The 13580-nt window shown below is 74.1% G+C and carries 12 protein-coding genes and 1 riboswitch; of the genes, 5 read left to right on the top strand and 7 right to left on the bottom strand.

The window, feature by feature from the left end; translation table 11 throughout:
* Window positions 1–28: 28 nt before the first annotated feature.
* The 3 genes from ACH4N1_RS15160 to ACH4N1_RS15150 form a co-directional block, all read right to left on the bottom strand.
* Window positions 29–835 (bottom strand): polysaccharide deacetylase family protein, encoded by an 807-nt coding sequence (locus tag ACH4N1_RS15160; RefSeq protein ID WP_398097357.1) that lies wholly within the window; start codon window positions 833–835, stop codon window positions 29–31.
* The gene (locus ACH4N1_RS15155) at window positions 832–2271 is read right to left on the bottom strand and encodes a glycosyltransferase (RefSeq protein WP_398097356.1); all 1440 of its coding nucleotides are present in this window, start codon (window positions 2269–2271) and stop codon (window positions 832–834) included. The genes ACH4N1_RS15160 and ACH4N1_RS15155 overlap by 4 nt, the downstream gene beginning before the upstream one ends.
* Before the next feature lie 87 nt (window positions 2272–2358).
* On the bottom strand, window positions 2359–3426 hold the full coding sequence (locus tag ACH4N1_RS15150; RefSeq protein ID WP_398097354.1) for a GNAT family N-acetyltransferase: 1068 nt from the start codon (window positions 3424–3426) through the stop codon (window positions 2359–2361).
* Window positions 3427–3665: 239 nt separating this feature from the next.
* Between ACH4N1_RS15150 and ACH4N1_RS15145 the strand changes: the two genes are divergently transcribed.
* The gene (locus ACH4N1_RS15145; RefSeq protein ID WP_398097352.1) at window positions 3666–4490 is read left to right on the top strand and encodes an HAD family hydrolase; all 825 of its coding nucleotides are present in this window, start codon (window positions 3666–3668) and stop codon (window positions 4488–4490) included.
* Window positions 4491–4731: 241 nt separating this feature from the next.
* On the opposite strand, the gene ACH4N1_RS15140 is transcribed toward ACH4N1_RS15145, so the two are convergent.
* Complete coding sequence (locus ACH4N1_RS15140) at window positions 4732–5214, bottom strand: transglycosylase SLT domain-containing protein (RefSeq protein WP_398097350.1); 483 nt, start codon at window positions 5212–5214, stop codon at window positions 4732–4734.
* Between the two features lie 5 nt (window positions 5215–5219).
* A riboswitch (cyclic di-AMP (ydaO/yuaA leader) is annotated at window positions 5220–5403 on the bottom strand.
* Between the two features lie 1000 nt (window positions 5404–6403).
* Between ACH4N1_RS15140 and ACH4N1_RS15135 the strand changes: the two genes are divergently transcribed.
* From ACH4N1_RS15135 to ACH4N1_RS15120, 4 genes are all read left to right on the top strand, one after another.
* A complete protein-coding gene (locus ACH4N1_RS15135; protein WP_398097348.1) occupies window positions 6404–7414 on the top strand; it encodes a polyprenyl synthetase family protein in 1011 nt (336 codons plus the stop codon).
* Between the two features lie 304 nt (window positions 7415–7718).
* Window positions 7719–8945 (top strand): outer membrane lipoprotein carrier protein LolA, encoded by a 1227-nt coding sequence (locus ACH4N1_RS15130; protein WP_398097347.1) that lies wholly within the window; start codon window positions 7719–7721, stop codon window positions 8943–8945.
* A gap of 34 nt (window positions 8946–8979) precedes the next feature.
* On the top strand, window positions 8980–10023 hold the full coding sequence (locus tag ACH4N1_RS15125; protein WP_398097539.1) for an ABC transporter ATP-binding protein: 1044 nt from the start codon (window positions 8980–8982) through the stop codon (window positions 10021–10023).
* Entirely contained in the window at window positions 10010–11002 is a 993-nt protein-coding gene (locus ACH4N1_RS15120; protein WP_398097346.1) for an ABC transporter permease, read from the top strand. Before ACH4N1_RS15125 ends, ACH4N1_RS15120 begins: the two co-directional genes overlap by 14 nt.
* Window positions 11003–11048: 46 nt before the next feature.
* Here the strand turns inward: ACH4N1_RS15120 and ACH4N1_RS15115 are convergent, their stop codons facing one another.
* From ACH4N1_RS15115 to ACH4N1_RS15105, 3 genes are all read right to left on the bottom strand, one after another.
* The gene (locus tag ACH4N1_RS15115; protein WP_398097345.1) at window positions 11049–11672 is read right to left on the bottom strand and encodes a flavodoxin family protein; all 624 of its coding nucleotides are present in this window, start codon (window positions 11670–11672) and stop codon (window positions 11049–11051) included.
* 44 nt (window positions 11673–11716) lie between these two features.
* Window positions 11717–12832 carry an amidase family protein gene (locus tag ACH4N1_RS15110; RefSeq protein ID WP_398097343.1) on the bottom strand — a complete coding sequence of 372 codons (1116 nt, stop codon included), beginning with the start codon at window positions 12830–12832 and terminating at the stop codon, window positions 11717–11719.
* Between the two features lie 107 nt (window positions 12833–12939).
* Window positions 12940–13461, bottom strand: coding sequence for a hypothetical protein (locus ACH4N1_RS15105; RefSeq protein ID WP_398097342.1), 522 nt, complete (start codon window positions 13459–13461; stop codon window positions 12940–12942).
* Window positions 13462–13580 lie beyond the last annotated feature (119 nt).

Below are 13580 nucleotides of genomic sequence, written 5' to 3'. Positions count from 1 at the left end.
GAGCCCGGCATGATCCAAACGAGAGGCCCTAGCCCGCGAACACGGGCCCGCGCAGCACCGCGCGGGCCCGCCGGTACCAGCGCCACCCCACCGTCCTCGGGCCGTCCCGGTACGGCGCGACCCGTGCGCCCCCGCCCGCCAGCCAGTTCTCCACGTCGGCGACGGTGTGGGAGCGCCGCACGATGAGCCGGGCGATGCGGTACGCCTCGTCCCGTTCCGAACTCAGCGCGTGCCGCACGGCGGTGGCCGTCTCGTACCCGGCGGCGGCCGCCATGCGCCGCACCCGCCCGCTGTTGTAGCCGTGCGGATAGGCGAGATGGCGCACCGGACGCCCGAGGGCGTCCTCCAACACGGCCCGCGAATCGCGCAGTTCGCGGGCGAGGTCACGGGACGGCAGGGTGTCGAGCTGGGCGTGCGTGACGGTGTGGCTGCCGACCTCCATGCCGGACTGCTCCAGCCCGGCGGCCTGGGCCAGCGTCATCATCGGGGCGGGCGGCAGCAGACTGCGCCCGCCGGGGCTGATCGCGCCGGTGGTGAGGTAGGCGGTGGCGGCCAGGCCCCGCGCGGTCAGCGCCTGGGCGGTCGGTCCGGGCAGGTCGGCGAACCCGTCGTCGAAGGTCAGCAGCACGGGCCGGTCGGGCAGCGGCGCCCGCCCCGCGAGGTGGTCGGCGAGCGCGCTCACCGTCACGGGCGTACGGCCGCTGTCGACGACGGCGTCGAGATGCGCCGCGAACTCCTTCGGGGTGACGGTGAACTCCGCGATCCAGTCGGGCGGTTCCTCCATCACGGCGTGGTACAGGAGAACCGGGACGGCCTCGCCGCCCATCCCCGTCATCGCGACCTCCCGGCCGTCCCGGTCACCCCGGTCGTCCCGGTCGCCGGCACGGCGCGCAGCGCACGCCGGGCGCGCAGGTAGCCGACCGGCCCGTACACCATTCCCTTCCGCTGCAGCCGGGACAACCGGCGGGGCCACGGATGACCACGGTCGTCGTGCCCGCCCGGAGCACCCGAAGCACCCGGAACACCCGAAGCACCCGGCACGCCCTCCGTATCGCTGGCGTTCGTCCCCCGGGCGTCCGTGCTCCGGGCCGCCGTCAGCGTGCGGGCGTGCGCGAGTCCGCGGGGGAGCCGGGCGAGGAACGCCGGCAGCAGTGCGGGCCGGTTGACCAGGAGCGCGGTGAGGTAGGCGGTGAGGCCGGCGCCGTAGCCGTACGCCTGCGTCTCCAGGTCCCGCCAGGTCTCGCGGTGGTGGTGCCAGACCAGGGCCTGCGGGGTGTAGCGCAGGCGGTGTCCCTGGGCGAGCACGCGGACGAAGCCGTAGAGGTCGTCGCCGCCGCGCGCCGGCGTCCCCGCCCCCGTCGCGGGGTCGAAGCCGCCGACCGCGCGCAGCACGCCGGTCCGGAACGCCATGTTGGCGCCGGACCCGAACCGGCCCGCGGTGAACGGGAACAGCGGCTCGTCGGCGGGCGGGGCGGCGGGGTCGTACGTCCGTGGCGCGAAGCCCTTCGCGAAGCCGCCGTGGCTCTCCAGCAGCACCTGCGCGGGGGTGCGCAGCCGGGCCGGCAGGATCAGCCCGGTGGCGCAGCCGAGGCCGGGGTCGGCCGCGAAGGGCGCGGTGAGTTCGGTCAGCCAGCGCCGGTCGGCGACCACGTCGTCGTCGGTGAAGGCGACCACGTCGCCGCGCGCGGCCGCGAGGCCGGTGTTGTGGGCGACGGCGAGACCGGGCACGGGCTCGGTCACGTACCGCACGCGCTCGGCGTACTCGCGCCCGACCAGGTCGCGGGTCGCGTCCGTCACCGGGGCGTTGTCGACGACGACGATCTCGAAGTCGGGGTGGTCCTGGGCGAGCATCGAGTCGAGCGCGTGGGCGAGCCGGTCGGCGCGCTCGCGGGTGGCGATGACGACGGTGGTGAACGGGACGGCGCTCCCGGTGGCGACGGGTGCCGGTGCCGGTGCCGGTCCGCTGTCCGGGTGCTGCCGGGCGAGTTCGGTGAGGACCGCTGTCGGGTCGGCGCCCTCGGGCACCCGCCCGAGCAGTGCGGCGACCGGCCGGCCGCCCCTGCGGACCAGGAGGAACACCTCGCCGTGCGTCACGGGCGGGCTGCCCGGACCGGGTCTCAGCACACCGCCGCCGTCCGGCCCCGGCCCAGGCCCCGGCCCCGGCCCCGGTCCCGGTCCCGGTCCCGGTTCCAGGTCCAGTTCGGCGATCTGCACCGGCTCGATGGCGAGGTACCTCTGGATCTCCCGCCCTACACGTGTCACGTGGGACACGAATCCTCCCCTCCACTCCCATGGACCGTCGGAGCCCGTCGGAACCCGATGGAACCGCTGGAAACCGCCGGAACGCGTCGGGACGCCTCAGGGCCGGCGCAGCCGCCCGACGCCCCTCAGTGCCCGTGCGGCCGTCGCCGCCAGCCGCGGCCGGTTGCGCACGAAGTGGTGCGCCCGGCGCGCGGGCTCCCGGCTGAGCCAGTGGAGCGCGGCGCCCGCCCCCGGACGCGTCCACGCCCCTTCGTGGACGGGCAGTTCGCCCGTCTTCAGCGCGTCCTTGTACTCGGCGGCCCCCCGGCCGAGGTCGAGCAGGCCGATGCCCTCGGCGGCGGCCGCCTCGGCCATCCGCAGGTGCAGCACCAGACCGGGCGAGTACTTCGCGAACTCCGGGTCGTAGGCGGGGAACCAGCAGGCCAGCACGGCCGTCGAGCGCAGCCCGAAGTGCGCGGCGACCGGCTGCCCGCCGGCGTAGAGGACGGACAGGGCGCCGGAGCAGTCCGGGCCGCGCGTCTCGCGGGCGAGCAGGTGCACGAGCCGGGTGATCCACTCCTGCGCGAACCGGTCCCGGCGGCCGGTCCTGCGGTACTGCGCGGACTTCCACGCCATCAGCGTGCGCAGCGCGGCCGGGTCCCGCTCGTCGAACACGAACCGCAGGTCACCGACCTGACGGCCGAGCCTGCGCTCCTTGGCGAGCGTCGTCTTGAGGAACTTCGGGGACTGCGCGCGCAGGACGGACTCGTAGGTTTCGTACCCCTTCTCCACGTCGACGACGTAGGAGGTGTACTCGGCCGCCGCGTGCGGGACGAACAGCTCCTGCTCCGCCTCCAGGTTGTCGAAGGCGAAGCTCGACAGGGAGCAGGCCCGCAGGAGTTCGTCCGCGTCCAGCCCGAGACCCGGGCCGAGGACGGCTCCCTGGGCGTCCGAGACGCCGTGGGCGAGGGCCTGGCCCCGGCCGAACCGGCCCCGCTCGTGGGGCAGGAAGCCGACCGGTTCGCCCCCCTCGTACACCACCGCCACGCGCGTGCGGGGCCGCACGCGGCCCACGGCCTCGGTGAACTCCGGTTCCATGAACGGGTTGCGCGGAGCCGTCGACGCGGCGCGCAGCGCGCGCCACCGCTCCCGTTCCCCCTCGCCGAGATCCCCCGGATCCAGCACACGGATACGTCCGCCACGTCCGCCGCTCAACCTGACCCCCCGATCAAGTCCCCCCTGGACTGTCTGGACGGTACCGCTCCAGGTGCCGGGGGCGGTAGGTAGCGGACCAAGTTGTTGCCAACCGGTGCATAGGCCTTCAACGTTCCGGTACCCGGCGTTGCGGCGGAAAGCCGTTTCCCGCGTGAACGGTGCCGAACCGGAGGTGAGTCGGAGCCCGTCGCGGTCCGTATTCTCTGATCATGGCCGCACCCACCGCACCCGCCGCGCGCTGCGCGTACTCCCTCGTCGCCACCGACCTGGACGGAACGCTCCTGCGCGGCGACGACACCTTCTCCGACCGCTCGCTCGACGCGCTCGCGAGGGTGACGGCCGCAGGCGCCCGCCATCTCGTGGTGACCGGCCGGCCGGCCCCCCGCGTACGGCCGCTGCTGGACGTCCTGCGCGGACGGGGGCTCGCGGTGTGCGGACAGGGCGCGCAGCTGTACGACGCCGGAGCGGACCGTCTGCTGTGGTCGGTCACCCTGGACCGGGAGCTGGCCGAGACGGCGCTCGGCAAGATCGAGGCCGAGGTGGGCGAGGTGTACGCGGCGGTCGACCAGGACGGCGTCGACGGGCTCACGCTCATCGAACCGGGCTATCTGATGCCGCACCCGACGCTGCCGGCCCTGCGCGTCGGAGCGCGCGACGACCTGTGGTGCGAGCCGATCAGCAAGGTCCTGCTGCGCCATCCCACCCTGTCCGACGACGAGTTGGCGGCGACGGCCCGTTCGGTGGTCGGCTCGCTGGCCACCGTCACGATGTCCGGGCCGGGCACGGTGGAGCTCCAGCCGTGCGGCGTCACCAAGGCCACCGGACTGGCCCTGGCGGCCGAGCACCTCGGACTGCGGCCGGAAGACACGATCGCCTTCGGCGACATGCCCAACGACCTCCCGATGTTCGACTGGGCGGCGCACGGCGTCGCGATGGCCAACGCCCATCCGGAACTCAAGGCGGTGGCCGACGAGGTGACGACGTCGAACGAGGACGACGGCGTGGCCGTCGTCCTCGAAAGACTGTTTCCCTAGGGCGTGTCTGACAATTCGCGTCGGATCAGTGCGCGGCGTCTGGTGCGGTGCATCGCAAGGCGGAGGATCGCCCGTGTACTGGATGTACTCGGGTGATCCGACAACGCGGCGAGGTGCCGTGCCAGGCGTCGCGCGCCCGACGGGAATTGTCAGACACGCCCTAGCGCGGCGGGGCCCCGTCACCGGGGCCCTCGTCCCCCGAGGCGGATCAGCGGGGTGGACCGGCGGGGGGTGGCAGCCGTCAGTAGGCGCCGAAGACGTTGTCGATCGAGCCGTACCGCTGGGCCGCGTAGTTGCAGGCGGCGGTGATGTTGGCGACCGGGTCGAACGGGTCGAAGGCGGTGCCGGCCACGTGGTACGCGGCGAAGGTCGGGTCGATGACCTGGAGCAGGCCCTTGGACGGGATGCCCGCGGCCGCGTTGGAGTCCCACAGGTTGATGGCGTTCGGGTTGCCGGAGGACTCCCGCATGACGTTGCGGTAGATGCCGTCGTAGGTGCCCGGAATGCCCTTTTCGGCCATGATCGCGAGGGACTCGCGGATCCACCCGTCGAGGTTGTTGGTGTACCCGGCCGTGGTGGTGGCGGCCGTGGTGGCCGACGCCGTGGTGGCTGCGGAGGCGCTGGTCGAGCCGATGAGCGGGAGGGCCAGCACGGCGGCGCCGGTGGCGGCGACGGCGAGGGTGCGGGCGAGGCGGGTGCGGCGGTGCTGAACGGCGGCAGGCATGGCGAAAGGTTCCTCTCCGGCGCCTACGAGGTGAGCTGTCGGGTTCGGGCTGGAAAGTGCCCGGCCGGCCGCCGCGGGAGTGCGGCGACGCGACTTCACCCCGAGCCGGTCCGGTACGTGCGTGACGTGCGGTCCGGCGACTTACCTGGGTCCCCCGCTCCTGCCGTGCGTGAGTGTCGGTCGATGGATGACGGGCGGCGGCAGGATTAGGCGTCTGCCCGACAGGCCGGGAACGTATGCGAGAGCACATGTCCGGAACAAGTGCCGGATTCACAGATGGCACCTATTGACCTTGATCAGAGGTGTATGCCCGCTTGATCCTTTGCGTTCGCCAAGTGTCAACTCGCCTACGGGCAAAGTGGAATCACAACTTCCGTGCCAGGTCGGCCGTGTGTGCCCGCAGTGAGCCAACTCACCAGCGTCCACAAGAGGGGTAAAACGGGCATTGAGCGTCAAGTCCCTTTCAAAGGGGCGCGCGTGGGGTGTGTCTTCGCCGGGTCCGGTGGAGCACCGCCTCGTCGTCCTCCTCCGTGCGCGTGCCGTCGTCCGGTGGGACCTCGTCGCTGTCGCTGCCGCTGCCGCTGCCGCTGCCGCTGCCGCTGCCGCTGCCGCCGCCGCGGGCGGGCGCGGGCGGGCGCGGGCGGGCGCGTGCCGCGGTGCGGTCGCGGAGCCGGACCGGGGTGCTCCCGGGGATGCCGGTAGGGGCTCGTCCGTCGGTGGGTGCCGCGCGCGGGCGTACCGGAGGGCTCTGTCGGGCACACGGATGCGGAGGTGCTCGTGGGCCGTCTCGTGGGGGAGGGCGAACGGATGCGCAGGCGTGTGGTCCCCTCCCGCGGGGTCGGCGGGGAGGGCGGGTCCGACGGCTGTGGTCGGCCGGGGGCGAGGGCGGTCGGCCGGGGGTCGAGGGCGGCCGGGCGGGGGCGCCGGTCCGTTTCGCGGCCCGTTCCGGCCGCTCGTTCCGGCCGCTCGCGTCGGCCGCTCGTACCGATCGATCGGCGACATGACGGCAGTGATCCGGCGCCGCCCGGCCGCTCGGGGGACGCCTCCCGGTCGAGCGAAGTTCGAGACGGGGGGACGTGGGGCCTGTCGGTGATCGAAACGTGACCGGATACGCTGACTTGAGTGAGGGCAGCGACCTATCGACAAACCGCGTAATCGCCAGAAGACACCAGCAGACAGGAGACCCCTCGTGACCGTCGTCGGGCCGTTCGGGCTGAGCGTGCGGGACCAGGCTCTGGAAGCCGATGTCCAGGCAGGATTGACGGCTGTCGAGGAAGGCTTGCTCGAGGCCACCAAGAGCGAGGTCCCGTTCATCACGGAAGCCGCGCAGCACCTCGTCCGGGCGGGCGGGAAGCGGTTCAGGCCGCTGCTCGTGATGCTCGCCGCGCAGTTCGGCGACCCGTACGCGCCCGGCATCGTGCCCTCCGCCGTGGTGGTGGAGCTGACCCACCTGGCCACGCTGTACCACGACGACGTGATGGACGAGGCCGAGGTGCGCCGCGGGGTCTCCAGCGCGAACACCCGCTGGGGGAACTCGGTCGCCGTCCTGACCGGCGACTTCCTGTTCGCCCGTGCCTCGCACATCCTCGCCGACCTCGGGCCCGAGGCGGTGCGGGTGCAGGCGGAGGCGTTCGAGCGGCTCGTCACCGGACAGATCCTGGAGACGGCCGGGCCGGCCGACGGCCGGGACCCCGTCGACCACTACCTCGACGTGCTCGGCGGCAAGACCGGGTCGCTGGTCGCGGTGGCGTGCCGGTTCGGCGCGATGATGGCCGGCGCCGACGAGACCGTCGTGCACGTGCTCACCCAGTACGGCGAGCGGCTGGGCGTCGCCTTCCAGCTCGCCGACGACGTGCTCGACATCGCGTCGGACTCGCACGAGTCGGGCAAGACGCCGGGGACGGACCTGCGGGAGGGCATCCCCACGCTGCCGGTGCTGCGGCTGCGCGAGCGGGCCGCCCGGATGGCCCTGCCCGAGGACATCGCGCTGTGCGAGCTGCTCGACTCCGACCTGAGCGACGACGCCCGGCTCGCCGAGGCGCTCACCGCGCTGCGCGGGCACCCCGCGCTGGAGCAGGCCCGACGGGACACCGTGCGGTACGCCGAGGAGGCCCGGGCGGCGCTGGTGCCGTTGCGGGAGTGCGACGCGAAGGTGGCCCTGATGGAGCTGTGCGACGCGGTGGTCCACCGGGCGGGATGAGACGCGGCGGTCCACCGGGCGGCTGACGCGTACCGGGCCGGCCCCGCCCGTCCCGCCCCGGTCCCCGCCTCATCCCACCCCGGTCTCCGCCCCTCACCCCACCCTGACACTTCCGCCCCCGCGTCATACCCCAGGCGTACGTCGACTTGGGTCCGCGGGTTGACGTAAGCGTCCGGCCGATTTGGTCAGATGGGAGCTACGGAAATCACCACTCCTCACCGATTCGGGTGAGAATGGCGGCTCGGGTGGGGGACGCTGACCCGCGCGACGACCGGCCGCCGCCGACGACGGAGGTAAGGCACACATGGCACCGTACGCATCCGACGACAGCACGCACGCCGGGGAGGCCGACGATCTGCGGGTCGGGCGGCGCAGGGCGGTGCGGTACATCGTTCCGGTCACCGTGGTGGGTGTCGCGGCGGCGACGATCGGGCTGGTCCCGGCGCTCGCCGACTCGGGGGACCCCGACCTGCCGAAGATCACCGCACAGCAGCTCATCGAGAAGATCGCCGCGTCGGACGTACAGCAGCTGTCCGGCACGGTGAAGATCACCACCGACCTCGGCCTGCCCGACCTGGGCGGCCTGGAGAGCGGGCTGCTCTCCGGAGCCACCGGGGGCGACGACGGCGGGTCCGCCGCCGACCCCTCCACCAAGCTCACCGAACTCGCCTCCGGCACGCACACCCTGCGCGTCGCCGCCGACGGCCCGGACCGGCAGAAGCTGTCGCTCCTGGAGAGCGCCGCCGAGTACAGCCTCATCCACAACGGCAAGGACGTGTGGGGGTACGACAGCGCCTCCAACGAGGTCCACCACTCCACCGTCGAGCAGGGGAAGGCCACCGAGCCCGTCCCGGCCACGCCCAAGGACCTCACCGACGAGGCCCTGAAGGCCGTCGACGACACCACGTCCGTGACCGTGGACGGCACCGTCCAGGTGGCCGGCCGCGACGCCTACAAGCTGCTGGTCGAGCCGAAGCAGTCCGGTTCGACCGTCGGCGCGATCAGCGTGGCCGTGGACGCGAGGACGGGACTGCCGCTCAAGTTCACGCTGACCCCGGCGGGCGGTGGCGCCGCCGTCGTCGACGCGGGCTTCACCCAGGTCAGCTTCGCCAGGCCCGGTGCCGCCACCTTCGACTTCACCCCGCCCAAGGGGGCCAAGGTGACCGAGGGGGACGCCGCGGACGCCGCGGACGCCGCGGACGCCGCGGACGGGGTGCCCGGGCCGCCCAAGGGCGCGGAGGAGGGCTTCGCCGAGGGCCTGGCCGGGCTCGACGTCCTCGGCGAGGGCTGGACCTCCGTCGCCACCTTCGACACCGGCGGCGAGGGCGTCCCCTCCGCCGGTGACCTTCCCGACGCGGGCGGTCTCGGCGGCTTCCTCGACTCCTTCGGCGACAAGGTCGACGGCAAGTTCGGCTCGGGCACCGTCTTCTCCACCCGCCTGGTCAACGCCCTGGTCACGGACGACGGCAAGCTCTACGTCGGCGCCGTCACCAAGGACGCCCTCGTGAAGGCGGCGAACGCGGGGCAGTAAGTACCCTGACGTGAACCGACGATCGGGGGAGCCGATGGACGACGAGTCGGCGGCGCGGGCGCTGCCCCGCCCGCCCGCTCCGGGTGGCGTCGCCGGTGCCGGTGCGAACGGCGTCACGGACGGCGTCACGGACGGCGTCACGGACGCCGACAGCGTCATCCGCACCCGCGCCCTCACCAAGCGCTACCGCGGCGGACAGCTCGCCGTCGACGGCCTCGACCTGGCCGTCCCGGCGGGCAGCGTCTTCGGCTTCCTCGGTCCGAACGGCTCCGGCAAGACCACCACCATCCGCATGCTGATGGGCCTGATCGCGCCCACCTCCGGCACGGCGCGGGTGCTGGGGCACCCCATGCCCCGCGCGTCCCGCGCCGTGCTGCCGCACGTCGGCGCCCTCATCGAGGGCCCCGCCCTCTACGGCTTCCTCTCCGGCCGCGACAACCTCCTGCGCTACGACGCCGCCGATCCGACCGCCGACCCCCGCACCCGGCGCGTCCGCGTGGCCGAGGCGCTGGACCGGGTGGGCCTGACGACCGCCGCCGGCAAGAAGGCGAAGGCGTACTCGCTCGGCATGAAGCAGCGGCTGGGCCTGGCCGCCGCCCTCCTCCAGCCCCGTCGGCTGCTGGTCCTGGACGAGCCGACCAACGGTCTCGACCCGCAGGGCATGCGCGAGATCCGCGTCCTCGTGCGGGAGCTGGCGGCGGACGGCACCACCGTCTTCCTCTCCTCCCACCTCCTCGACGAGATCGAGCAGGTCTGCACGCACGCGGCCGTCATGGCACGCGGGCGGCTCCTCACCCAGGGGCCGGTGTCGGACCTGGCGGCCCGGGCGCGCGGCCGGCTCGCCGTGACCACTCCGGACACGGCGGACGCGGCCCGGGTGCTGAAGGAACAGGGCGTGACGGACGTCGTCGTCACCGAGGACCGGGTGACGGGCGAGCCCGCCGACCGCGAACTCGCAGATCTGAACGCGGCGTTGGTGACGGCAGGCGTCCGGGTGCGCGGCTTCGGCATGGAACGGGCCTCTCTGGAGGACGCGTTCGTCGCACTCACGGGGGAGGGTTTCGATGTCGCGGGCTGAGCGGGCTGAGCGGGCTGAGCGGGCTGAGGGGGCTGAGCGGGATGGGCATGCCGAAGCGGAGGCCGCACCGGAAGCGGCGCCGCGAGCCGTACCGGAAGCCGCACCGCGGGACGAGGGCGGCCTCCGGCGGGTGAACCCGCTGTGGAGCCTCGGACTCTTCCGCAGCGAACTGGCCGTCACCCTGCGCCGCTGGCGCACCCTCGCCCTGCTCGGTGTGCTGGCCGCCGTACCGGTGCTCGTCGGGATCGCCGTGAAGATCGAGACCGGTGACGGACCGGCCGGCGGTCAGCGGGGCGGCGGCGGTGAGGGGCCGGCCTTCATGGCGCAGATCACCAACAACGGCCTGTTCCTGGTGTTCACGGCGCTGGCCGCGACGCTCCCGTTCTTCCTGCCGATGGCCGTCGGCGTCGTCGCGGGGGACGCGGTCGCCGGCGAGGCGAACTCCGGCACCCTGCGCTACCTCCTCGTCGCCCCCGCCGGCCGCACCCGCCTGCTGCTCGCCAAGTACGCGGCCACGGTGACCTTCTGCCTGCTGGCCACCCTGGTCGTCGCGGTGTCGGCGCTGGCGGTCGGCGCGCTGCTGTTCCCGCTCGGCGACCTCACGACCATCTCCGGCACCCGCGTCTCCTTCGCCGACGGCCTGGGGCGGGCCCTGCTGATCTCCCTGGCCGTCACCGCCTCGCTGCTCGGCCTGGCCGCGCTCGGAATGTTCGTCTCCACGCTCACCGACAGCGGCATCGCGGCCATGGCGACGACCGTGGGCCTGCTCATCACCGTGCAGATCCTCGACCAGATCCCGCAGCTGCACGCGATCCAGCCGTACCTCTTCTCCCACTACTGGCTGTCCTTCGCCGACCTCATGCGCGACCCGGTCTACTGGGAGGAACTCCGCAGGAACCTCGGTCTCCAGGCGGTGTACGTCGCCGTGTTCGGGTCGGCGGCCTGGGCGCGGTTCACGGCGAAGGACGTGACGGCGTGACGGCCGTGCCCGCCGGTCACCCCCCTCGGCAGGCGGGCACGGGCCGTCAGCCGGTCTCGAGCGAGTGGTCGTTCTCGAACGCGTGGTCGGTCTCGAACGTGTAGCGGGCGAGCGGCGCGGGCCGCTCGAAGAAGGTCTTCGCGCGGGTCAGCGCCTGCGCGTCGGTCAGCACGTCACCCGGCTTGCTGCCGTTCCCCAGCAGCACCCCGCCGAACCGCATCCGCAGGTACGCGGCCGAGTTCCGCAGCGCGCCGACCAGCGGGTCCGCCACCGCCTGCTCCTCCTCGGCGAGCACCGTGACGCCCCACAGGGTGCGCCCGGCGAGGGTCGCCCCGAAGTCGACGCCGGGGACGCGCAGCCAGCCGGACCAGTGGTCCAGGTAGCGCTTGGCCTGGCCGGACAGCGTGTACCAGTACAGCGGCGACGCGATCACGATGTCCGTCGCTGCGAGCGTGGCGTCGAGCAGCAGGGCCGCGTTGCCCTCGGTGGGACGGACGTGGTCGGTGTCGTGGCGCTGGTCCTCGAAGTCGGGAAGCGGATGCTCGACGAGGCTGATCCACTCCTGCTCCACGTCGGCGGGCAGCTGCTCGGCGGCCGCGCGGGCCAGCCGCTCCGTGTTGCCGTCGGGACGGCTGCTGCCCAGCACGAACAGGAAACGGCGAGTGCTCATGGATCCCCCAAATGGTCGGCGCACGATCAATAAGCGCATCTGCATTATATGTATGTGCAATCACTGGTGCCAGGGGGAGCCCGGAACCCCGTGAGCGCCTCCGCGTCCGCCGCCAGGGCCAGCAGCACGCTCTCCCGCCCGTGCGCCGCCACCGCCTGGAGCCCCACCGGGCAGCCGTCCGCGCCGACCCCCGCCGGAATGCTGATCGCCGGATGCCCGCTCAGGTTGAACGCCCACGTCAGCGCCGTCGAGCAACGGTCGCCGGGGCCGTCGTGGCCGTGCGCCGGATCAGGGGTCGTAGGAGTCAGCAACAGGTCCGCCCGGTCGAAGAGGGCGGCCAGCCGGCGGTCGTTGACGCCCCGCTGTCCCCGGACCGCCGAGGTGGCACCCGGCCCCCGCAACGCGAACCAGGCGGGTGCGGGATCCTCCAGCCGCACCGGCGCCCCCGACCGCGACAGCCGTACGGCGCCGGCGTCGGCGAGGCGGTCCACGGCGGCCCGGGCGAGGGCCAGGGGCTCCGGGCGGGGCTCGGCGAACCCCAGACCGGGGGAGAAGACCGCGGTGGGCGCCCCGAGCCGCCGCCCCGGCCCCGCTCCGCACGGCACCGCCCGGCCGGACAGCACCGCCCAGTACGCCGCCGCGTCCGCCGCGTACCGTGCCAGGACGCCCGGTGCCGCCAGCCCCGTGCGGTCGGGGGACGGGAAGCGGCCGTTCGTGACCTTCAGGCCGAGGACGCCGCACCAGGCGGCCGGGATGCGCACCGAGCCCGCGCCGTCGCTGCCGGTCGCCAGCGGCACCAGGCCGGCCGCGACCGCCGCCGCCGAACCGGCCGAGGAACCGCCCGGTGTGCGGTCGGCCCGCCAGGGGTTGACGGTACGGCCGCGGGCGCCGAGACCCCAGGTCTGCCAGGGGGTTCCGGGCCCGGGCACGGCCGTCGCGCCCACCGGCACGCAGCCGGCGGCCACCAGCGGTCCCGCCGTCCGCAGCCCGTGCCGCCCCTTGACGCCGATCGGCACTCCCGCGAGCGGCAGCCGCTCACCGGCGGCGACCCGCGCGTCCACCTCGGCCGCCCGCTCCGCCGCCGCGTCCTCCCACACCTCGGCGAACGCCCCCAGCGCACGGTCCGCCCGCTCGATCCGCTCCAGGGCCCCGCGCACCACGTCGACGGCCCGCGACCGCCCCTCCCGTACGGCGGCCGCGAGCCCGACGGCCGAGGAGGCGGGCGGCGCCGCGCGCGGGGGTTCCCGCGGCTCCGACGGATCCGCGCTCAGCGCGTCCGCCGGACGGCCGTGCCCGTGAGGCGGATCAGGGGTTCCGTCTCGCGGGGCGGAGGGCCCGACAGGTCACCCAGGCGCCAGTCCTGGACCCACGGCACCCGGTACACGTCGACGGCCGACTCGATCAGCCGCACCCGCTGCGCCAGCGGGCGCGGCAGCCGGCCGGGCGCGTCCGCGACCAGCACGACCGCGTCCAGGTCGAGGCCCGGCGGCGCCTGCCCGCGCCGGAAGACCTCCAGGGCCCGCAGCACCGACTCCAGTCCGGCCGCGTGGGTCCGGGCCACGAGCAGCACGGACGGCGGGTCGTGCGGACCGGGCCAGTCACGTCCGCAGTCGTGGCCGCCGTAGACCGCGGCGAGCGTGGAGGCACCCGCCCCGCCGTGCGTGCCGAGCCAGGAGAAGCGACGGGGTCCGGCCGCCGCGCCGTACGGCCACGGCGGCGGCTGCGGCGCGGGCACCGGACCGCGGATCCAGATCTCCGGTCCCGGCCGCCGCCCGTCCGTCGTCCGCATGCCCGCACCCCCTCGTCGTCGCCACCGCCCGCCGCGCGGCCGGACCACCGCCGGACCCCCGTGGCCGCGGGTCCTTGGAACGAGGCTGTGACGCCGCGGTGACGTGCGGACGGGCACGG

Source organism: Streptomyces sp. NPDC017202 (assembly GCF_044331705.1).
Lineage (GTDB): Bacteria > Actinomycetota > Actinomycetes > Streptomycetales > Streptomycetaceae > Streptomyces.
This window is presented reverse-complemented; position numbering and strand designations above follow the sequence as displayed.